Origin of the sequence: Amycolatopsis thailandensis (assembly GCF_042723255.1) — a bacterium.
Taxonomy (GTDB): Bacteria; Actinomycetota; Actinomycetes; order Mycobacteriales; family Pseudonocardiaceae; genus Amycolatopsis; species Amycolatopsis thailandensis.
Genome location: NZ_JBHXJK010000082.1, coordinates 1 through 21,484, shown reverse-complemented (window position 1 = coordinate 21,484; position 21,484 = coordinate 1). Strand labels below are relative to the sequence as shown.

The following is a 21,484-nucleotide window of genomic DNA, read 5'->3' as shown; positions in this document are numbered from 1 at the left end:
AGGTCAGCGGCGTCGTCGCCAGAGGCCGACGAGACCCGCCAGCACCACCGAGCTGATCGCGCCCAGCCACCCGACCACCCGCGAAAGCTCCACGGCCCGCGTCACGTGCCCGGCGTCCGGGTTGCGGCCGATGCCGAGCACCGGCAGTTCCTCGACCCCGTGCGGATACACCGTCCGCCCACCGACGCGGATCTCCAGCGCCCCGGCGAACGCGGCCTCGACGCGGCCCGCGTTCGGGCTCGGATGCGCGGCCGTGTCCCGCCGCCACGCCCGCCACGCGCCACCCGCCGAACCGCCGACGACCGGTGCCGCGAGCACGGTCAGCCCGGCCGCGACCCGGGTGGGCACGAGATGGACGATCTCGTCCAGCCGGGCGACGAGCCACCGGTACCGCTCGGGACGTCCCCTGCCGAGTCCGCGCAGCAGACTGATCACGCGCGAGCCGAGCAGGCCCGGCACTCCGGCCAGCGCCCCCCACACCAAGGGTGCGATGACGACGTCCGCGGTGTTCTCGGCGAGCGTCTCCACCGAAGCGCGCGAAAGGCCGATGACGCCGAGTTCGTCGGCGACCCGGGGGTCCAGTGTGGACAGTGTGCCCCGCGCGGTTTCGAGTTCGCCTTCTTCTAGGTCCCGCGCGAGCGACGTGCCGTGCGCGGCCAGTCCGGCGGCGCCGAGGACGGCCCAGGTGGCCACCGCGGTCGTGGTCGCCTGCAGGACGGGGCTGCGCCGCCCGGCGCGTTCGGCGAGCACGCCCGCCAGCACGGCGGAGCCCGCGAGGCCGCCGGTCCACAGCACTCCGGCCACCGGATGCTTCGACCGGACTTTCGCGTCCACCGCCGAAGCCGCCCTGGCGAACGCCGTCACCGGACGCCGTGACCGGGGATCCCCGATCGCCCCGTCCGCGGCCACCCCCAACACCAAGCCGATCGCGCGCGCCGCGCTCACCGTCGCCCCCTGCGTGCAGTATCCCTTTGAGACCTGCCGAGGTTACTCGAAGATCATCCGTCCAGAAGGACGGCCATCTCGTCGCGCGCCTGGATGACGATGTCCCGCATCGCGCGTTCGGCCCGGTCAGGGTCACCGGCGTCGACGGCGGCCGCGACTTCGACGTGCAGCGCGACGGCCTCGGGCTGGGGTTCCTCCGGCATCAGCCCGTGCCCGGTGCGCCCGGCGAGCACTTCGGCGACGACCGCGGAAAGCTGCGCGAACATCGGATTCCGCGACGCGGCCAGCAGCAGGTCGTGGAAAGCGACGTCGTGCCCCAGGAAGGTCGCGAGGTCCCGCCGGTGTGCCGTCTCCTCCAGCCGCTTCGCCAAGGCGCGGAGGCGGCCGCCTTCTTCCGGTGTCGCCCGCAGCGCGGCGAACCGGGCCGCGCACGGTTCGACGCCGGAGCGCAGCTCGGTCAGGGTGCGCAGCGCGGTCTTCCGCTCGGTTCCGTCGAGTTGCCAGCGGAGCAGTCTCGGGTCGTAATGGTTCCATTCACGCGGCTCGCGCACGATCACCCCGACTCGGCGCTTGCTGCTGGTCAGGCACATCGCTTCGAGGACACGCACCACCTCGCGCGCCACCGTCCGGGACGCGCCGAACCGCTCTTGAAGCTCCTCCGAGCGCAGTACGGAACCCGGCGGGAGCTGTCCGTTCGCGATCGCGGAGCCGACCGCGTCGAGCATTTCGGCGTGCCTGTCATTGCCCACCTGGGAACCCTAACGTTCTGACTCGATTAAGTAGTACTTCATCTTGCTTAAGTAGTACTTTTGAGCTGTACTCGTCCCGAACGACGTGGGAGGTACGGATGACCGTCATCGTGGTGATGGGCGTTTCCGGCTCGGGCAAGACGACCGTGGGCACGGCACTCGCCGAACGCCTCGGCGTCGACTACGCCGAAGCGGACACGTTCCATCCGCAGGCGAACATCGACAAGATGAGCTCCGGCCACCCGCTGAACGACGAAGACCGGCAACCCTGGCTCGAAGCCATCGCCGCCTGGATCTCCGACCACCAGTCCTCCGGCGGCGTCGTCACCTCTTCCGCGCTCAAGCATCGCTACCGCGACATCCTGCGCGGCGGCGGAAAAGTCTGGTTCCTGCACCTCCACGGCGACCGCGACCTGCTCGCGGAACGAATGAAGCACCGCTCCGGTCACTTCATGCCGGTGTCCCTTTTGGACTCCCAGCTCGCCGACCTCGAGTCGCTGCGCCCCGACGAATACGGCCTCGTCGCCGACATCGCGCGGAAGCCGGAAGAAATCGTCGAAACCGCCCTCTCCGCTTTCGAGGACCTCTCATGACCACCACTCTCGCCGCCGCCTGGACCGGACACGACACCCGCCTCATCGGCGCGACGGTGCTCGCCATCGCCGTGATCGTCGTCCTGATCACCAAGGCGAAACAGCATCCGTTCCTGGCCCTCATCCTCGGCTCCGGCGTACTCGGGCTCGTCGGGGGCATGCCGGTCGACAAGCTGATCAAGAGCTTCAGTTCCGGCGTCGGCTCCACCGTCGCCTCGGTCGGCGTGCTGATCGCGCTCGGCGCGATGCTCGGCAAACTGCTCGCCGACTCCGGCGGCGCCGATCAGATCGTCGACACCATCCTGCGCCGCGCGGGCGATCGCACCCTGCCGTGGGCGATGGCGCTGGTCGCCGCGCTGATCGGGCTGCCGATGTTCTTCGAAATCGGCCTGGTCATGCTGATCCCGGTGATCCTGCTGGTCGCCAAGCGCACCGGGAAACCGCTGCTGATGCTGGGAATCCCCGCGCTCGCCGGGCTTTCGGTGCTGCACGGCCTCGTCCCGCCGCACCCCGGCCCGCTCGCCGCCGCCGGGGCGCTGAACGCGAACGTCGGCCTCACCCTGGCCTTCGGCCTGCTCGTCGCGATCCCGACGGTGATCATCGCCGGGCCGCTATTCGGCAGGCTGGCCGCGAAGATGGTCCCGGACGCCGTCGCGCCGGAACGGCTCGTCCCCGAATCGTCCACTTCGGACGGACGACGTCCCGGCTTCCTCGCGACGCTGTCGACGGTGTTGTTGCCGGTCGTGCTGATGATGGGCAAGGCGCTCGCGGACATCCTGCTGGACAAGGAGAACCACCTCCGCCGCGTGCTCGACTTCATCGGCGACCCGCTGGTGGCCCTGCTCGCCGCGGTCCTGCTCGGCATGCTCACCCTGGGCAAGTCGGCGGGCTTCACGCGCGACAAGCTGTCGTCCACGGTGGCCGATTCGCTCCCGCCGATCGCCGGCATCCTGCTCATCGTCGGCGCGGGCGGCGGCTTCAAGCAGACTCTCGTCGACGCCGGGGTCGGCAACGTCATCACCGGCCTGGCCACGGGCGCGAACCTGTCGCCACTGCTGCTCGGCTGGCTGGTCGCGGTCGCGATCCGGCTCGCCACCGGCTCCGCGACGGTCGCGACCGTGTCCGCCGCCGGCATCGTCGCACCGCTCGCGGCGACCATGGACCCGTCGCACAGCGCGCTGCTGGTGCTGGCGATCGGCGCCGGTTCGTTGTTCTTCTCGCACGTCAACGACGCCGGGTTCTGGCTGGTCAAGGAGTACTTCGGGCTTTCGGTCGGGCAGACGCTGAAGAGCTGGTCGATCATGGAGACGGTCATCTCCGTGGTCGCGATCGCGCTGATCCTCCCGCTGGGCGCCCTCCTTTCGTGACGCCCGGTTGACACGTGACCTTTTGGTCACCTATTCTTCCGACGTGCCCGACGACGACCTGGTTTTCAAGGCTCTGGCAGATCCGACCCGCCGGTTCCTGCTCGACCAGCTGTTCGCGCGTGACGGCCGCACGCTGACCGAACTCGAGTCCGAAGTGGACATGAGCCGGTTCGGCGTGATGAAGCACTTGAAACTGCTGGAAGAAGCCGGACTTGTCGTCACGCGCAAGGAGGGCCGGGAGAAGAAGCACTTCCTCAACCCGGTTCCGATCCGGCAGATCCACGACCGGTGGATCGACAAGTTCACCGAGCGCAACGTGACCGCGTTGCTCGAACTCAAAGCCGAACTGGAAACCGAGGACCCGCAATGACCGACACCCAGGTTTACCGCGTCTACATCAAGGCCACCCCGGAGAAGATCTGGGACGCCATCACGAAGCCCGAGTGGTCGCAGAAGTACGGCTACAGCGGCTTGGTCGACTTCGACCTCAAGGTGGGTGGCAAGCACGCCACCCACCCCACGCCGGATTACGTCCAGGCCGGGTTCACTCAGGACCTTTCCGACGGTGAGGTCCTGGAGGTCGACCCGCCGCGCAAGCTGGTCGTCACCTGGAAACTGCACATGGACTCCGCCTTCGACAAGGAGCCGTACACCAAGCTCACCTACGAGATCGAAGAGACGAAGACCGCGGGCACCCGGCTGACCGTCACCCACGACGTCACCGGCGCGCCGTGGACGGCCGCACTGGTCAACGGTTCGCAGGAGGACATCAACGCCGGGCCTGGCGAGAACGCCGGTGGTGGCTGGGCGTGGATCCTGTCGGACCTCAAGTCGCTGCTGGAGACGGACGCGCCGCTCGTCCCCGCCGCTTCCTGAGCCTCGGTCCGCCGATGTCATGAAAGGGGCTTTCAGGACATATTTCGTCCTGAAAGCCCCTTTCATGACACGCGATACTTCCTTCAGACCCGCTTGGTCGCGGCCTTCAGGGCGAGCTTCGCGGCGTCGGGAGCCTCGATGGTGTCCAGCGCGAACAGTGCCGCGCCGACCACGGGAGCGACGTCGACGACCTGGATCACGGCGCGCGGAGCCACCTTCAGGCACCGCCGCTCGATCTCCGCGATCACCGGCGCGCCGACCCCGGTCAGCACTCCCCCGCCGAGGATGACCTCGGGCGCTTCCTCGGTCAGTTCGAGCCGCCGCAGGATGACCGAAACCAGGAGCGCGACCTCCTCGACGAACCGGTCGACCACGTCCTGCGCCACTTCGTCGCCCCCCGCCGCGACGGCGAACAGCAGCGGGCACAGGCCGTGGATCGAGTCGGAGTGCAGATCCTCGAAGTGCAGGCGCCGCACCACTTCCAGCACCGAAGACGCCTTGAAGTGCGCGGTGACGGCCGCTTGCAAGGCCGTGCCCGGACCCCGGCCGTCCTCGGCGCGGACGGCCCACCACAGCGCCTCCTCGCCCAGCCGGTAGCCGCCGCCCCAGTCGCCGGAGATCTTGCCCAACGCCGGGAATCGCTGTTCACGGCCGTCGGCGCTGACGCCGGCGCCGTTGATCCCGGCGCCGCACACCACCGCCACGCCCGTCCCGTCGGCACTGCCCGCGCGCAGCAGCGCGAGCGTGTCGTTGCCGACGATCAGCGTGTCGCTCCAGCCGCGGGCGGCCAGCGCCGCGTGCAGGACCGCTTCCTCTTCGGGGAAATCCAGCCCCGCGAGGTAGGCCGACGTATGCGCCGCGAACGGCCGCTCGGCGGGAAGCCCTGCCCCGCGAAGAGCCTCCAGGACCAGCTTCTCCAGCAACTGGACGCTGGCGTCGACCCCGATGTTCTGCGGGGACGCGCCCGGCCCCCGCGACTGCCCGAGCACCCGTCCGTCCCGGGAGACGATCAAGACGTCGGTCTTGCTGTTGCCGCCGTCGATCGCGACGACGACGTCTCCTGAGCCGCCCGTCATGCCCCCGCCCACGGCAGGAACTCACGGTTGATCTGCACGAGCGTGTCGGCGAGCTGGTCGGCCTTGGTGTACTGCCCGACCAGCGGATGCGCGAGCAGCGCGTCGGCCACCCGGTCCCGGCCGCCCTTGATCGCCGCCTCCAGCGCGAGGTGCTCGTACGCTGTCACCCCGGCGATGAGCCCGGCGAACCGCTGCTCCACCGGCGCCTGCGGGATCGGGCGCGGCCCGTTACCGTCCACAAGGGACGGAACCTCGATGACGGCGTCGTCCGGCAGGAAGTCGAAAGTGCCTTCGTTGCGGACGTTGACGACATGCTCCTCCGCGGGACCACCCGAGGTGAGCGCGTGCACCAGCTGCACCGCGGCCTCGGAATAGTAGGCACCGCCCCGCTTTTCCAGCTGCTCCGGTTTGGTCACCACCTCCGGGTCGAGGTACACCTTGAGCAGTTCCTCCTCGACGTCGCTGACGACGTCCGCGCGCGGCCGCTCGGTGCGCTGCTTCGTGACCTGCTCGTCGTGGCCGTAGTAGTACTTCAGGTAGTACGACGGCACGACGTTCATCCGCCGCATCCACCCGACCGGCGCGGTGACGTGCTCGCCGAGGAATTCCGCGTGCTCGGCGAGGAGTTCCGGGAGCCGGTCCTCGCCGTTGACGAGCACCTTCCGTTCCCAGCTCAGGTGGTTCAGTCCGGTGTGGACGAGTTTGACGTCGTCGATCCCGGCGCCGAGCAGGCTCGCGAACGTACGCTGGAGGTGGATCGCGACGTTGCACAGCCCGACGGCGCGGTGCCCCTCGTTCAGCAGCGCGCGGGTGACGATGCCGACCGGGTTGGTGAAGTTGACGATCCAGGTGTCGTCCCCGGCGATCTTCCGGACCCTGTCGGCGATGTCGAGCACCACCGGCACCGTGCGCAACGCCTTCGCGAGGCCGCCCGCCCCCGTGGTCTCCTGCCCGACACAGCCGCACGCGTGCGGGAACGTCTCGTCCCCGCGCCGCGCCCGCTGGCCGCCGACCCGCAACTGGATCAGCACCGCCGAGGCACCGTCGACCCCCTCTTCGAGGCTGGCGGTGGTGCGGACCCGCGCCGGATGCCCGGCGTGGTTCAGCAACCGGTTGCTGAAGTCGCCGACCGCCTCCACCCGGTAGGCGTCCGGATCGATCAGCACGATCTCGTCGACGTCCAAAGTGGACCGCCGCCCGGCGATCCCGTCGATCAGCTCGGGTGTGTAAGTGGAACCGCCACCGACGACTGCCAGTTTCATCCCTTGACCCCTGTGAATGTGACGCCCTTGACGAAGGACTTCTGTGCGAACACGAACAGCACGATCACCGGCAGCATGATCAGCGCGGTGGCCGCCATGGTGAGGTTCCATTCCACGTGGTGCATCCCGCGGAACGACGCGATCGCCAGCGAAAGCGGCCAGCTGTCGCGGGTCTCGCCGGTGTAGAGAAGCGGACCGAAGTAGTCGTTCCAGGTGAACAGGAAGCAGAACATCGCGGTGGCCGCGATGCCCGGCTTCGCCATCGGGATCAGCACCTTGACCATCGCCTGGAACTCGTTGCAGCCGTCGATCTTCGCCGCTTCGAGATAGTCCTTCGGAATGGTGAGGAAGAACTGGCGCAGCAGGAAGATCGAGAACGCGTCGAAGAAGAAGTACGGCACGATCAGCGGAACCAGCGTCCCGGTGAACCCGAGCCGCACCCACAGGTCGTACAGCGGCACGACGGTGACCTGCGGCGGCAGCATCATCGCGGCCACGGTGAGCATGAAGAACAGGTTCTGCCCGCGGAACTTCAGCTTCGAAAGCGCGTACGCTGCCGGGATGGCCGAGATGAGCGCCCCGGCGGTGGCCAGCGTCGAATACAGCATGCTGTTGCCGAAGTACTGCAGCAGCGGCGCCTTTTCGAACACCTCGATGAAGTTCTCGAAGTGCCATTCCTTCGGCCAGAAGTTCGAAGAAAGGGCCTGATCGCTGGACATCACCGCGGTGAGGAACACGAACAGGATGGGCAGCATGAAGATCACGCCCATCGCGATGCCCACGCTGTGCGTCGCGATCCAGTACAGCTTCTTGTCCCATTGTCGCCGCACCCGCACCTTGGGCGGTTCGGACGCGGGGGCGGTGCGCCGGGGCTCGGCCAGGGTGGTCATCCGCCCTCCTCCTGATGCTGGGACTTACGAAGCTGCCGCACGAGAATCCAGGTGAACCCGGCCGAGACGATGAACAGCAGGACAGCCATCGCCGCCGCGTAACCCATGTTGAAGTACCGGAAACCCTGCACGTACAGCCAGACCGGGTAGGTCAGCGTCGAATTCTGTGGTGCGCCGATGAATCTCGTGTTTCCCGCGACGTCGGCCGCGCCCGCGGCCGCCGAACCCGCGACGATCGCCTGGGTGAAGAACTGCAACGCGAAGATCATCGAGTTGACGACACCGAACAGCAGCACCGGCGAGATCGACGGCAGCGTGACGTGCCAGAACCGGCGGACCGGCCCGGCGCCGTCGAGCTCGGCGGCCTCGTACTGCTCCTGCGGGACGTCGAGCAGCGCGGCCAGGATGATGATCATCAGCTCGCCCGAACCCCACATCACCAGCAGGGTCAGCGCGGGCTTCGACATCGCCGGGTCGTTGAACCACAGGCCGCCGTCGACGCCGACCGCGCGCAGGAACGCGTTGACCGGGCCGTATTCCGGGTTGAACAGGAACACGAACGCCAGGGTCGCCGCGGCGGGCGGGGCCAGCGAAGGCAGGTAGCAGAGCGTCCGCACCAGGCCGACGCCCGACTTGAGCCGGGAGATGATCGACGCCGTGCCGAGGGCGAACACGACCCGGCAGAACGTCAGGACGATCACCAGCCACAGCGTGTTGTACGCGGCGGTGCCGACCAGCGGCTCACTGGTGAACATCCGGATGTAGTTGTCGAAGCCGATGAACTCCGGCGCGTTGATCAGGTCGTAGCGGGTGAACGAGTAGTACAGCGTGGCGATCAGCGGGTAGCCGAAGAAGATCAGGAACCCGAGCATCGCCGGTGCGATGAAGTAGAAGACCGTGCGACGGCGGCGCGCTGCGTTCCCCTTCCGCGTCCGGGTGGACGCGGAAGAGGAACCGACCGCCCTGGAATCCAGGGTCGATGTCATGCGATCAGCCGCCGGCGCGTTTCTGGGCCAGCTCGTCGTTGATCTGAGCGTCGACCTGCTTGAGACCCGCGGCCATGTCGGGGATGTTGCCCGCCTGCCACTTCTCCGCGAAGTCGTTGACGGCCTTGAGGTGCGCGTCACCGATCGGGGTCGACGGGTTCGGCAGCAGCTTCCCGCCGTTGTACAGGTCGAGGAACGTCTTGAACTCGGGGTTCACTTCGAGCTTCGGGTCGGTCAGCGCGGCCTTCGTGCTCGGGACGTTCTTGAGCCCGTTGGACAGCTCGACCAGCGTCGAGGTGTCGAGGGTGACCTGCTTGATCAGTTCCCAGGCCGCGCCGGGGTTCTTGGCGCCCTTGGGGATCGCGATGATCGTGCCCGTGGTGAACGCGCCGCCGTAGCGGTCCGGCTTGCTGTCGAGCACCGGCGGGGCCGCGGTCGCGAACTTCAGCTCCGGTGCCTGGTCCTTGATGAACGCCGTGCGGTACTCGCCGTCGATCATCATCGCGAGCTTGCCGCGCTGGAAACCGTGGTCCGCCGAGTACTCCTCGCCGAGACCGGCCTTGAACTGCTCGACCTTGGCGTGGCCGCCGTAGAAGTCGACGAGCTGCTTCTGGAAGTCGAACATCGCCTTCCACTCGGGGCTGTCGGCCAGGTGGGACTGCCCGTCCGGACCGAGGTAGGTGGCGCCGAAGTTCGGGGCCCAGTACTGCGCGTAGTTGGCGTAGAACGGCATCGACGGCAGGAAGCCGGCGACCTTGATCGAGCCGTCCGGGTTGAACTCGGTCAGCTTCTTGGTGGCCTCGAACAGTTCCGAGGTCGTCTTCGGCGGCGACGTGATGCCCTTCGCCGCGAACATGTCCTTGTTGTAGTAGAAGCCGTAGACGTCGGCGAGCAGCGGCATGGCGCAGCGCTTGCCCTGGTACTCGGTGTAGCTGCGGACGGCGTCCGGGATCTGGTTCAGGTCGATCTTGTCGCGCTCGATGTAGGGCTTGAGATCCTGGAAACTGCCCGTGGAGCACCACGCGCCGAGGTTGTCGGTGAAGAACGAGATCGCCACGTCCGGCGGGTTGCCACCGCGGATGGACTGGGTGATCTTGTCGTCGTCCTGCTGGCCTTCGTGCTTGATCTCGATGTTCGGGAACTTCGCCTTGAGCTTGTTGAGCCCGGCGGTGACCACGTTGTACTCGCGGTCGGTGAACTTGCTGTAGACGGTCAGTGTGAGCTTCGCGTCCGCGGCGGGGGCCGCCGCCGCGTCACCCGCCCCATCCTTCGGGCCGCTTGCGGCGCCCGAACAAGCGGACACCAGCGCGGCGACGGTGACCGCGCCGAGCACTATCGAGCCGCGCCAACGGCGGCCGCTTCTCCGAACCTGGGTCGTGGAACTCATGACCCTCCTCCTAGTTGGTTGGGGCGGGAGACGGTGGTTCTGTTCGTGAATCCGGGATCGCCACGATCGGATGGGGCTCTCCCGCCCCGGACCGCCTGGATCCGAGGAGCGAAGGGGTGTTGACGCCGAAGACGTCTCTGCGGACGGTGGCGAGCGCCGATTGAAGCGCGCCCTCGCGCACCGCGTTGCCCTGCACCGAAGCGACCCCGACCGGGGTGCGGGGCAGGACCAGTTCGTGCAGCCTTTTCGCGACCAGGGCGGCGAATTCGTCGCCACCGGCCCGGCTGGTGTCACCGGAGAGGAGCACGAGTTCGGGGTCGACGACCGCGATCAGGTTGGCCGCTCCGCCCGCGACACGGCGGGCGAGGTCGTCGAGGAAGGGTTCGTTCTTCTGCTCGCGCGCCTTGGCGACGGCGTCCGCACCGGTCTCGGCCTCGATGCCGTGCGCGGCGGCCAGCCGGACGACGGCGGGCGACGCGACGAGGTCACCGAAACGGTCGCCGGCGCGCGGCTTTTCGTCCGGCCTGGCGACGGAAACCGGGTCGGGGACGCGCATCCAGTCGATCTCGCCGCCACCGCCGGTCGCGCCGCGCAACAGTCGGCGGCCGACCACCACCGCGCCGCCGACGCCGTCGCTGAGCCAGATCATCACGAAGTCGTCGAGCCCGACGGCCTGGCCGACCGTCATCTCGACGATCGCGACCAGGTTGACGTCGTTCTCGATGGTGACCTCGACGCCGAGTTCCTGGCTGAGCCTGCTCGGCACGTCGAAGCCGAGCCAGCCGGGGATGTGCGGCGCCGAGGAGAGCAGGCCGGTGCGCGGGTCGAAGGCGCCTTGCGCGCCGATGACGACGTGGCGGAGATCTTTGGTCGCCAGTCCGGCTTCGGAGGCGACCTGGGTGAGCGCCGCGCCGAAGGAGCCGACGACGTCCGCGCCCTCGTGGACCGGCAGCGGGACCTGGTACTCGGCGAGCACCGCGCCGGTGACGTCGGAGACGACGAAATCGGCCACGTGCGGTGTCAGGTCGACGGCCGCGACGTAGGCGACGCCGCCGTTGACCTCCCAGAGCTGGGCCCTCGGGCCGCGGCCCCCGCCGCGGACGCCCGCCTTGGTGACGACGTCGTCCTGTTCGAGGCGGGTGAGCAGCTGCGCCGTCGCGGGCTTCGACAGGCCGATCGCGACTTCGAGCTCGGAGCGCGTCAGCGGGCCTTCCCTGAGGAGGACCTCGATGGCCGCGCGATCGTTGATCTCGCGCAGCATTCGCGGACTGCCGGCTCGCACTTGGGCTCGCTCCCGACTTCGTTAGGAAACTTTACAGACGGTTTCCGGGGACTGTAGTGAGCCGAGCCACAGCCGTCAACGGGCCTGGGAAACGGGGAGGTAACGCTTGGGATGTTCCGCACAGCGGGTATGCGTACATGCACAGCGAGCGAGACTCGGCGAGACAGGAGGAGCAAGGGACCTTTGCTATCGCCCGGGCTCTGGGGCCCTTGCTCTTCCGCGGCGTGCCGGACGACGAAAGGGCCGCCCAGGAGTTCCTGGACGGCCCTTCGGCTACGCGGTCGATCAGAAGTTGGGCTGCACGTACAGGTCGTACACCCAGGGGAACGTGGGCGAGGGGTAGCACATCCACCCGTCCCAGTCCCCGGCGAGCTGGCCATGGCGGCCGGTGATCCCGCAGTCCTCCTCGTTGTACGAACCGAAATACTCGTAGTCCGAGGCCTGCGCGGCTCCCGCGTTCACGGCGCCGAACGAAACGATGGCCGCGACAGCGGCCCCGGCGACGGCGAACCGCCGCAAGGTGTTCTTCATGTTTTCCCCAGTTTTTCGATGCGAAAGTCCTGAAATCGGACAGCAGGAGGATAGCGGACACTTCGCCGCCTCGTGCGCGAATCACCAACCTCGGCCGGAGCGTTGACGCCCGTCTGTCACGACGCCCATTTCGGCCCAGAACCCGCGGCCACTTGGCGCACCGCGTGCTTGAAGCCGGAACTCGCGTGATCAAGGCCGGAACTCGCGTGCTTGAAGGCGGATCTCACGAGTTACGCCTTCAAGCACGCGAGTCACGCCTTCAAGCACGCGAGTCACGCCTTCAGGCACGCGAGTCACGGCTTCAGGCACGTCCCGGCTCGGGTCCGGCGCCCCTCGCCGAAGTACATGAAGGCCCCCTTCATTGCGCCTAGCGCAGTGAAGGGGGCCTTCATGTACTTGAGCTGGGACTAAACGCCGGCCCAGGCCGCCAGCATCACGCGCGCGATGGACGAGTTCCCCGGCAGCACCAGCTGCCGCGTGCCGCCGGCGATCGGGGTCGGCACGGCGCCCTCGTTCCGCAGCTGGCTGTTCGCGAACGCGGCCCGCACCTCCGCCCGCGAAACCCAGAAGGCCTCTTCGATCTCGCCTTCCGCGGGAATCAGCGGAGCGGAGATGTCGGCTCGCGCGGTGAAGCCGAGCATGATCGACCGCGGGAACGGCCACGGCTGGCTGCCGAGATAGCGCACATCGCGCACGTCGACGCCGACCTCTTCACGGATCTCCCGCTCGACACAGCCTTCGAGCGACTCCCCCGCCTCGACGAAACCGGCGAGGATCGAGTACCGGTCCGGCGGCCAGATCGGCTGCCGCGCCAGCAGGACGTGCTCGCCGTTGACACCCGCGTCGTCGTGCACGAGGCAGATCACCGCGGGGTCGGTGCGCGGGTACTCCTCCCGGCCGCAGCCGGTGCACTTGCTCGCCCAGCCCAGCTGGACCAGCTCGGTCTCGCTCCCGCAACGCGTGCAGAACTTCGCCTGCCGACGCCAGTTCCGCAGCGCCTGCGCGGTGGTGAACAGCCCCGCCGACACGTCGTCGAGCAGGTCGCCGTAGCCGCGCAGGTCGACCCAGATCTCGCCTTCGTGCCGCGGGACCGCTTCGACGACGCCCCAGCTGCCCGCCATTTCGACGGTCTCGGTCTCCCCCTCGGGGCGGCCGGGCAGCGACCAGAAGTCGGTGCCTTGCCACTCCCCCAGGAAGACCGCGTCGGCGGGCGGCTCGGTGCCGAAGTCCTGCGTCTTGCGGGTCGCGAGCGCGCCGGAACCCTCCACGACCGGGGTGCGCGCGTCCTCGTCGAGCAGCACCACCCGGGCGTCGGCCCAGCGCGTGGCGAGCCTGTCCGGGTTGGTGCGCAAGGATTCCTGACGGTCCGCCATGGAGCGCGAAAGCGTCGGGAGCGCCCCCAACCCGAACGGTGCCTCGGTCAAGCGGGCTCCCCGACGGTCACATCGCCCAGTGCCTTCAGCTTCGGCGCGAGGACTTCGGCGTCGCCGACGACGACACCGGTGAACCGCTTGGGCGCGAAGAACTCCAGCGCCGCGTTCGCCACGTCTTCGGCGGTGACCGCGGCCAGCCGCTCCGGATGCCCGGCGAGCCATTCGGCGCCCAGTCCGGTCGCGGCGAGCGCGGCCAGCTGCGCGGCGAGACCCGCCTGCGAGGACGCGGCCGTGACCAGCGAACCGATCGCGTACTGCCGCACCGACTCGACCTCTTCGGCGGTCGGCGGCACGAGACCGAGCCTGGCCAGTTCGTACCGCGTCTCCATCAGCGCGGCCGCGGTCGCGTCGGTCGCGGTGTCCGCGTCGACGTTCACCACGGCGGTCTGGTCGGTGAACTCGAATCCGGAGTGCGCGCTGTAGGTGTAACCCTTGTCCTCACGGATGTTCTCGACCAGCCGCGACGAGAAATACCCGCCGTAGGCGAGGTTCGCCAGTTGCAGCGCGGCGTACCTCGGGTCGGTGCGGGACACGGTCTGCGCGGACAGCCGGATCTGCGACTGCACGGCGCCGGCCCGCGGCACCAGCAGGACGTTGCCGCCGGCGAGGTCGGGCAGCGCGGGCAGCCGGACGGCGGACCGGTCCGAGGCCCAGCCGCCGAGCGCCTTCTCCAGGTCGCCGATGACGGTCTGCGGGTCGATGTCGCCGACGAGCACCAGCACGGATCCCCGCGGCAGCACCGAGGCCTGGTGCAGCGCGCGCACCTGCTCCGGCGTCACGACCGCGACGTCTTCGGCCTGCGGCACCTCGCGCACGGCGGGGTGGTTCCCGTAGCGGTGCTTCTGCAGCGCCTCGCGGGCGATCGTCCGCGGCTGCGTGCGGGAGACGGCGATCCGCTCGATGAGGCGCTCGCGTTCCCGCTCGACCTCGGCGTCCGCGTACGACGCGCCTGTCAGCGCGTCGGCGAGGACGTCGAGCATCGTCGGCAGGCCGTCGGCCAGCGAGGTACCGGTGATGGCCAGGCGCTCCGGGTCGACGCCGGACGCGAGGTCACCGCCGATCAGCGCCAGATCCGCGTCGATCTCGATGCGGTCGCGGCGGGCGGTGCCGGTCAGCAGGGTCTCGGCCAGCACCTCGGCCGTCGCCGGGTGCAGCTTGTCGTCGCCGGCGAACGGGATCCACACCCGCATCTCGACCAGCGGCACGGTGGGCTTGCGGACGGCGAGCACCCGCAGCCCGTTGCTCAGCGTGGTGTCCACATGGGACAGATCGGCGGCGGCGCGCTGCGTCCCCAGCGACGGGACCGGACGCGGCCCGGCGGCGGTGCGGCCGATCTCCTCGGCGGTGCGGTGCGGTGCGCTCACTGCTCGGTGCCTTCCTGGTCTGCGGATCCACTGGCTCCATTGCCGGGGCGGACGACGAGCACGGCCCGCGAGTCCGGCCGCAGCGCCTTCGCCGCCGCCGAAACGGCTTCCGCGGTGACGCCCGACATCTTCTCGGCGAGCCGGTACACCAGCGACGCGTCGCCGTACAGCAGCTCGAACGAGCCGAGGGCCAGCGTGCGGGACACCAGCTTGTCGTGCTCGGAGTGCAGGCTCGCGGCCCAGCGCGCGGTGACCTTCTTCAGTTCCTGGTCCTCCGGCGGCGTGGCCGCCAGCTTCTCCAGTTCCTCGTCCAGCGCGGCGAGGACCTGGTCGGTGCTCACCTCGTGCGGGTGGATCGCGGTGATGGTGAACGTGTCCGGGTCGCGGGCCTCGAACGGGCCGAACAGCCCGGCGCCCGCGCCGATGTCGACGACCAGCGGCTCGCGGTGCACCAGGCGCTGCTGGAGTCGGGAGCCGTCTCCGTCGGTCAGCACTCCGGCGAGCACGAGGTTGGCCAGGTAGGCGTCGAGATCGTTGATCGGGTCCGGCATGCGGTAGCCGACGCCGACCGCGGGCAGCGGGGCGTGCGGGTCGATCTGCTCGCCGCGCAGCTCGCCTTCGGGGGCGGGCTCGGCGAACGAGGGACGCTGCGGCGCGGGCCGGTGCGGCACGTCGCCGAAGTGCTTCTCGATCAGCTCGCGGGCCTGCTCGACGGTGAAGTCACCGGCGACGGTCAGCACCGCGTTCGCGGGCGAGTAGTAGGTGTCGAAGAAGGCCGCGCAGTCGTCGAGGGTGGCCTGTTCGAGGTCCTCGAAACCGCCGTATCCGTTGTGCGCGTTGGGGAACGTGGAGTACAGCACCGGCGGGAGGGTGATCCACGGGAACCCGCCGTACGGCCGGTTCAGCACGTTGAGGCGGATCTCCTCCTTGACCACGTCGATCTGGTTGGCCAGGTTCTCCTGCGTCAGCTTCGGCGCCCGCATCCTGTCCGCTTCGAGGAACAGGGCGCGCTCGAGAGCCGCGGCGGGGAGTACCTCGAAGTAGTCCGTGTAGTCCGGATGGGTGGAGCCGTTGAAGCTGCCACCACTCGACTGGACGTACCGGAAGTGCGCGAGCTTCTCCAGGCTCTCGCTCCCCTGGAACATCAAATGCTCGAAGAGGTGCGCGAAACCGGTGCGCCCTTCGGGCTCGGAACGGAAGCCCACGTCGTAGTGGACGCTGACACCCACCACCGGAGCGGTCGCGTCGGGCGCGAGCACCACGCGCAGACCGTTGTCGAGGGTGAATCGGACAAGCTCGGGATCGGCCATGCGCACCACCCTACGGGCTAGTCAGGCCTCCAGGCGACGGCCCTGGCGGGTCGCGGCGAAGGTTCCCACTAGTGCGGCGGTGAAGTCGCTCACCCGCGCGAACTCCACCTCTTCGGCGGTTTCCTTGCCGTACCAGTAGATCTTGGGCGGCCCCTTGAGCGCGGCGAATCCGGCGACCCACGGTTCTTGTTCGCCGAGAGCGAGCGCGTAGGGCAGGGCCCTCGACAGGAGGACCTCGCGTTCGAGCTCCGGGACGGCCGAGGCCTTGGTCGCCAGCAGCGCGTCGCGGACGCCGAGCAGCCGCCGGTGCAGCGTGACGCCGGCGCCGGTGCGCACCGGCAGCCACCGGGCGGCGACGGCGAGTACGGCGCCGGCGGCGATGACGATCAGTCCGAGCTGGGCATACCCGACAGTCAACGCCAGCAGGATGGTGAGGAACAAACCGTAGAAGCAGATCCGCAGGCCGACGCGAGTGAGCTTGCCGGGCAGCCGCGAGTACCAGCGTCGTTCGACCACGCTGTCGTCCAGCGCGGCCCGCACCGATTCGATCCCGATCCGCTCGGCCTGGATCTCCGACAGCAGCACCGACTCCCGCTCGTCCGGCAGCAGGGCGTCGAACACCGCACGTTCGAAGACGGTCAGCTGCTCGTCCGGCGGGTTGCGGCGGACGAGCCGCCAGCCGGTCAGCTCGCCGGGCTCCTCGCTCACCCACAGGTAGTTCCGGACCGCGAGGTCTACCACGGTCGCGGCGAGGTCGACGGCGTCGGCACGCCCCGACAGGACGGTGCCGACCTGTCCCGGCAGCACGCAGTCGGGTGACGCGAACGCGGCCTTGTCGTCCTTCCCGGTGAGCAGCCGGACCGGGAGCGCGCCGCCGGGGTGCTTGTCCCGCCTTCGCAGCAGCGCGAGTGCGACGGCGGCGACAACCAGCGCGAGCGCGAAGCCGCCCCAGGCCCAGCCGACCGGAGCGGTGAGCACGAAGGCGCCGGCGAACGTCTTCGACGGCTCCAGTCGCGCGTTCGCCGGGACGGTCCCGCCGGGCAGCTCGACCGAGATCTCCATCCGCTGCCCGGCCGCGAGGTTCTGCTGGCTGAACCGGGTCAGCCCGGAGTGCGCGATCTGGGCCGTCCCGCAGTGCGCGCGCGATCCCTCGGGACCGGCGTAGCAGGTGACCGCGTTCGGGATGGACGGCGCGGCGAAGCTCGCGCGCACGAGTTCGAGCCTGCTGTCCCAGCCGCCCGCGAGCTGCCAGGCGACCCGTGTCAGGCCGTCGGCTTCGGAAACCGCACCGTCCACTGTGTACCGGACGATCGAGGTGCCGCCCTTGAGCTTGACGGTGAACTCGTCGTCGGTCAGCTCGGAACCGCCCGCGCCCTCGATGACGACGTCACGGATGCCGATGATCCGGTCGCGGTCGCGCGGGGCCGCCGTGCGGAGCGGGATCCGGCGCGTCATCGACCCCTCGCTCGGCACGGACACCGCCTCGACGACCGACAGTGCGCCGTCGCGTTCCACCTTGAGCGAGATCTCCGCGCTGTTCGGCAGCGACGGCAGTTGTGGCTCTCCCTGCGCTCCCGCCGGTGCCGCGCCCAGCACCAGCAGGAGGACCACCAGCGGGAAAACGCATTTAGTCCTCTGAATGCGGTACTTGCGCAGGCAACTACCGCATCCAGAGGACGAATTGCGAGTGTTCACGTCAGGCGGGGACCGGTTCCGGGCGGATCGAGCGCAGGTGCCCGGATTCGGCGAGCAGACCGTCCAAAGCGGACAGGAACGACGGCAGGTGCGCGGCGAACCGGCGCAGATCCCGGTCGCCTTCGAGGCCGCTGAACCAGTACAGCCCGGCCGAGCCGTCCGCCGACGGGTCGAGCCCCTCGAAGGTCCGGAGCCAGTGTTCGGTGTCGCCGAGGACGATGGCGTACGGCAGCGACCGGGAGAACACCATTTCCCGGTCCGCCGACGGAATGGCGTCGACCTTGACGGTGTGCAGGTATTCGAGCAGCCCGCGCACCTGGCCGACCAGCCGCCTGCCGCGCGAGGTGCGCGGCGGCACCCACGAGGCACCCAGCAGCGTGGCGACCCCGGCGAGCGCGACCGCGACGCCGAGCAGCGCGTGCCCGGCGGTGAACGTCAGGACCGCGGTGCCCACGAGGCCGAGCGCGACCAGGCCGATGCCCACCAGGGTCAGCTTGCTCTTGCCCTTGTCCGGGCGGCGGGAGAACCAGCCCTTGCGCACCACGTCGGCGTACATCGCCTCACCGGCGACACGGAGATCGACGGTGCCGAGGCCGCGGAGTTCCGACAGCAGCACGGAATCGGTGCCCTCGGGGAGGATCGCGGTGTAGATCTCGCGTTCGAAGGCGACGAGATGCTCGTCCGGCGCGTTGCGGCGGGCGATCTGCCAGTCGACGGTCCCGGCGCCCCGGAACTCGGAGATCCACAGGTAGTTGCGGACCGCGAGGTCGACCACCGTGCCGCTGACGTCCACGACGTCGACCGTGCCGTCGACGACCGTGCCGACCTGGCCGGGCAGGACGCCGTCGGGCGAGGCGAAGGAGACCCTGTCACCCTCGCGCATGAGGACGTCGACCGGTCCGGCACCGGCGGTGAGCGCGCCCTTGTCGCGACGGCGCAGGAGCACGACGGCCAGCGCGCCGAGGATCAGGAACAGCGCCAGGGCACCGAAACCGATGCCGGCGATGGTCGTGAGGGCGAACGCGCCGCCGACCGAGGCGATCTGCTCGAACCTCGCGTTCGCGGGCACGGTGCCCGCCGGGAGTCCGACGGCGAGGTCGACCCGCTCGCCCGCCGCGAGCTTGTCCTGCTCGATGCGGACGACGCCACTGTGGTCGGTCTCCGCGAGCGAGCACTGCCTGTCCGAACCGAGCGGCCCGGCGAAACAGTCCACTGTGGGCATTTCGCGCGTCGGCGCGCTGAACGAAGCGGACACCCGGGACAGTTCGCCGTCCCAGCCGCTCGCGACCTGCCAGCGCACCTGCTGCGCGCCGTTGACGTCCGCGACCGCCCCGTCCACTTTGTACTTGAGGGTGGACGCGCCGCCGTCGAAGGTGGCGACCAGCTGCTCGCCGTTCGACTCGGTCTTGCCCGCGCCCTCGACCGAGACGTCACGGACCCCGTAGACGCGATCCTGCTCTTCACCGGCGGGAACCTTCAACGGGATCCGGCGCACCAGGTGCTGTCCACCCGGGACGGTCACCTGCTCGGCGATCGACACCGAACCGTCGCGTTCCACCTTCACCGCGATGTTCGCGGACGCGCCGCTCGGTGGCTGGAGCAGCCCGAGCTGCTCGCGCGCGCCGAGTGGCGGCGGCTTCGGCAACTGCGGCGCGTTCGTCAGCGAAGGGCCCGCTTCGGGCGCCTCAGGCACATTCGTATCCGACGGCGGGGCCATCAAGGCCGAGCTCGCCGCGACGGCCACGACCGCCGTCCCCCATTTCGTCAACACAGCCACACACTCTAGGCCAGCCGATCTATGCTGACCGCCGAAACGCCGAATCCGCTACCTGGGCGAACGGCGTTGCCGAACCGCATGGGGGATCCACTCGATGAACCAGCAGCCGCCCGGCCCGCCTGATCCGCGGCGCCGGCCGACTCCGCCACCTCCGGGGCAACCGCGACCACCGGGGCCACCGCGACCGCCGCAGGGCGGCCGTCCACTCCCGCCTCCGGGGGCGCGTCCGCTGCCGCCGCGTGGCGGTCCGCCGGTGCCGCCGCCGAACCGGCCGGGCCCCGGTGGCCAGCCGCCGCCCGGCCGTCCCGGACAGCCGGGTCACCGGCCGCCGGGCGCGGGACGTCCGCCGATCTCGCCGCCGCCTGTCCCAGGGCCGCCTGTCTCACAGCCGCCTGTCTCACAGCCGACGCCGATCCCGCCGCCGTTCCGGCCGGGTCCGCCGACCGGCGGGATGCCGCTGCCCCCGCCGGGCGCGGCCCCGTTGCCGCCGCCGCAGTTCGGCGCACCGGTCCCGTTCCAGCCCGGTGCCGTCGGTCCGCCGCAGCTTCCTTACGGTCCGCGTTTCGCGCAGCCCGCTTTCGCTCCATATGGGGGCTATGGCGCGAAGAAGTCGAACGGCGGTGTCATCGCCGCGGTCGCGATCGTGGCCGTGATGGCGGTGCTCGGCGGGCTGCTCATGGTGATCACCATCGCCAACGGCGGCTCGAAACACGTGGCGGACGCCGGATACTCGAGCTATTCGTCGTACCCGACGACGTCGTCCTCTTCGGACTACACGACGACGTCGTCCAGCGACACGTCGACGACGACCACCGGCCGTTCGCGCGATTCGACAGCCTCGCGGGAGACGTCGGCGGGCTCGACCCGCGAGACGTCGGCGAGCCGGGCACCCTCCGGCCCGCGGCCGCAGCACAAGCTCGCGGACAACCCGCTGTGGCTGGACAACAAGGTCGGCCTGCCGAACCAGGCGTGCAACCTCTCGCGCTGGGCGACCAACCCGGACGCGTCGGCCGCGTTCTTCGAAAGCGCGCGGCCCTGTTTGGACAGTGTCTGGCAGCAGGTCATGAACTACACGCAGCTGCCGTTCCGGGTCCCGACCGTGAAGTACCCGTCCGGCAAGAACTGGTCGAGTCCGTGCGGCGACGCCAGCGGCGGCACGGTGGCGGCGTTCTACTGCTCGCAGAACGAGACGCTCTACATGCCGTACGAAGGCCTTCAGCCCAACCAGTACGGCAACCGGCCCGGGGTCTATCTGGCCGTCTTCGCCCACGAGTACGCGCACCACATCCAGGCGCTTTCCGGTATCTCGGAGGCCTACTGGGACGCCCGGTACGAAGCGGGCATCGACTCGGCCGCGGGCCTGGAGATGTCGCGGCGCAACGAACTCTCGGCGCAGTGCCTGTCCGGGACGTTCCTCGGTTCGACGGTGGGCCGCGGCGGCTCGGTCGACCAGGCGATGTACCGCGACGCCTGGCAGACCCAGGACCGCGGCGACCACAACGGCGGCCCGCGCGACCACGGCTCCGACGCGCACGCGGTCTCGTGGTGGCAGCACGGCGCGCAGAAGAACCGGATGTTCGAGTGCAACACGTGGGCGGCTAAGTCCTCCGACGTGTCCTGACGCTGGCCGCTGGCGCTACCCCGCTACCGCTGCTTCGCTGCTGCTCCGCCGCTGCCGCAAGTCCGTGAAGGCCTCCTTGAGGGACTCTGGGTCCCTTAAGGAGGCCTTCACGGACTGGTACATCGCCACGTTCGTCACAGCGACATCACCAGCCGCACCGGTTGCGCGACACCGCGGCTAAGTACATGAAGGCCCCCTTCCTTGCGCTAGACGTAAGGAAGGGGGCCTTCATGTACTTGCACGCGGACAGGCGGCCTCACGAACGATCCGGCAAGTCCGTGAAGGCCTCCTTCCCTACTCTCAAGGTAGGGACGGAGGCCTTCACGGAACGGCGGTCCGT

At 69.4% G+C, this 21,484-nt stretch carries 19 protein-coding genes; 5 read left to right on the top strand and 14 right to left on the bottom strand.

Going from position 1 to position 21,484, the window contains the following annotated elements; all coding sequences use genetic code 11:
• Positions 1-3: 3 nt before the first annotated feature.
• Together ACFWMR_RS28145 and ACFWMR_RS28140 are read right to left on the bottom strand one after the other, a co-directional pair.
• Positions 4-945 (bottom strand): cobalamin biosynthesis protein CobD/CbiB, encoded by a 942-nt coding sequence (locus ACFWMR_RS28145; RefSeq protein WP_378380529.1) that lies wholly within the window; start codon positions 943-945, stop codon positions 4-6.
• Positions 946-998: 53 nt separating this feature from the next.
• Positions 999-1,670 carry a FadR/GntR family transcriptional regulator gene (locus tag ACFWMR_RS28140; protein ID WP_378278577.1) on the bottom strand — a complete coding sequence of 224 codons (672 nt, stop codon included), beginning with the start codon at positions 1,668-1,670 and terminating at the stop codon, positions 999-1,001.
• Positions 1,671-1,792: 122 nt separating this feature from the next.
• Between ACFWMR_RS28140 and ACFWMR_RS28135 the strand changes: the two genes are divergently transcribed.
• The 4 genes from ACFWMR_RS28135 to ACFWMR_RS28120 are packed head-to-tail and all read left to right on the top strand — an operon-like array spanning position 1,793 to position 4,530.
• Positions 1,793-2,287, top strand: a complete 495-nt coding sequence (locus tag ACFWMR_RS28135; protein ID WP_378380528.1) for a gluconokinase — start codon at positions 1,793-1,795, stop codon at positions 2,285-2,287.
• Positions 2,284-3,654 (top strand): GntT/GntP/DsdX family permease, encoded by a 1,371-nt coding sequence (locus tag ACFWMR_RS28130; protein ID WP_378278572.1) that lies wholly within the window; start codon positions 2,284-2,286, stop codon positions 3,652-3,654. Before ACFWMR_RS28135 ends, ACFWMR_RS28130 begins: the two co-directional genes overlap by 4 nt.
• A 43-nt stretch (positions 3,655-3,697) precedes the next feature.
• Positions 3,698-4,024: an ArsR/SmtB family transcription factor gene (locus ACFWMR_RS28125; RefSeq protein WP_378278571.1), complete on the top strand. Its 327-nt coding sequence runs from the start codon at positions 3,698-3,700 to the stop codon at positions 4,022-4,024.
• Positions 4,021-4,530 (top strand): SRPBCC domain-containing protein, encoded by a 510-nt coding sequence (locus ACFWMR_RS28120; RefSeq protein ID WP_378380527.1) that lies wholly within the window; start codon positions 4,021-4,023, stop codon positions 4,528-4,530. Before ACFWMR_RS28125 ends, ACFWMR_RS28120 begins: the two co-directional genes overlap by 4 nt.
• An 83-nt stretch (positions 4,531-4,613) precedes the next feature.
• Here the strand turns inward: ACFWMR_RS28120 and ACFWMR_RS28115 are convergent, their stop codons facing one another.
• The 12 genes from ACFWMR_RS28115 to ACFWMR_RS28060 form a co-directional block, all read right to left on the bottom strand.
• A complete protein-coding gene (locus tag ACFWMR_RS28115; protein ID WP_378380526.1) occupies positions 4,614-5,618 on the bottom strand; it encodes an N-acetylglucosamine kinase in 1,005 nt (334 codons plus the stop codon).
• The gene (locus ACFWMR_RS28110; protein ID WP_378380525.1) at positions 5,603-6,868 is read right to left on the bottom strand and encodes a 6-phospho-beta-glucosidase; all 1,266 of its coding nucleotides are present in this window, start codon (positions 6,866-6,868) and stop codon (positions 5,603-5,605) included. Before ACFWMR_RS28110 ends, ACFWMR_RS28115 begins: the two co-directional genes overlap by 16 nt.
• Entirely contained in the window at positions 6,865-7,758 is an 894-nt protein-coding gene (locus tag ACFWMR_RS28105; RefSeq protein ID WP_378380524.1) for a carbohydrate ABC transporter permease, read from the bottom strand. The genes ACFWMR_RS28110 and ACFWMR_RS28105 overlap by 4 nt, the downstream gene beginning before the upstream one ends.
• Positions 7,755-8,744, bottom strand: a complete 990-nt coding sequence (locus ACFWMR_RS28100) for a carbohydrate ABC transporter permease (RefSeq protein WP_378276526.1) — start codon at positions 8,742-8,744, stop codon at positions 7,755-7,757. The genes ACFWMR_RS28105 and ACFWMR_RS28100 overlap by 4 nt, the downstream gene beginning before the upstream one ends.
• A gap of 4 nt (positions 8,745-8,748) precedes the next feature.
• Positions 8,749-10,131, bottom strand: coding sequence for an extracellular solute-binding protein (locus ACFWMR_RS28095; protein WP_378380523.1), 1,383 nt, complete (start codon positions 10,129-10,131; stop codon positions 8,749-8,751).
• Positions 10,132-10,141: 10 nt separating this feature from the next.
• Entirely contained in the window at positions 10,142-11,392 is a 1,251-nt protein-coding gene (locus ACFWMR_RS28090) for an ROK family transcriptional regulator (RefSeq protein WP_378380543.1), read from the bottom strand.
• Between the two features lie 306 nt (positions 11,393-11,698).
• Positions 11,699-11,944 carry a hypothetical protein gene (locus ACFWMR_RS28085; RefSeq protein ID WP_378380522.1) on the bottom strand — a complete coding sequence of 82 codons (246 nt, stop codon included), beginning with the start codon at positions 11,942-11,944 and terminating at the stop codon, positions 11,699-11,701.
• Positions 11,945-12,351: 407 nt separating this feature from the next.
• Complete coding sequence (gene nudC, locus ACFWMR_RS28080) at positions 12,352-13,317, bottom strand: NAD(+) diphosphatase (protein WP_378380542.1); 966 nt, start codon at positions 13,315-13,317, stop codon at positions 12,352-12,354.
• Between the two features lie 47 nt (positions 13,318-13,364).
• A complete protein-coding gene (locus tag ACFWMR_RS28075; protein ID WP_378380521.1) occupies positions 13,365-14,741 on the bottom strand; it encodes a M16 family metallopeptidase in 1,377 nt (458 codons plus the stop codon).
• Positions 14,738-16,051, bottom strand: coding sequence for a M16 family metallopeptidase (locus tag ACFWMR_RS28070; RefSeq protein WP_378380520.1), 1,314 nt, complete (start codon positions 16,049-16,051; stop codon positions 14,738-14,740). The genes ACFWMR_RS28075 and ACFWMR_RS28070 overlap by 4 nt, the downstream gene beginning before the upstream one ends.
• 21 nt (positions 16,052-16,072) lie before the next feature.
• Complete coding sequence (locus tag ACFWMR_RS28065) at positions 16,073-17,662, bottom strand: DUF2207 family protein (RefSeq protein WP_378380519.1); 1,590 nt, start codon at positions 17,660-17,662, stop codon at positions 16,073-16,075.
• Positions 17,663-17,747: 85 nt separating this feature from the next.
• On the bottom strand, positions 17,748-19,517 hold the full coding sequence (locus ACFWMR_RS28060) for a DUF2207 family protein (protein WP_378380517.1): 1,770 nt from the start codon (positions 19,515-19,517) through the stop codon (positions 17,748-17,750).
• A gap of 259 nt (positions 19,518-19,776) precedes the next feature.
• Here ACFWMR_RS28060 and ACFWMR_RS28055 point away from each other — a divergent pair, with 259 nt between their 5' ends.
• Entirely contained in the window at positions 19,777-21,144 is a 1,368-nt protein-coding gene (locus ACFWMR_RS28055; RefSeq protein WP_378380516.1) for a neutral zinc metallopeptidase, read from the top strand.
• Positions 21,145-21,484: the final 340 nt, after the last annotated feature.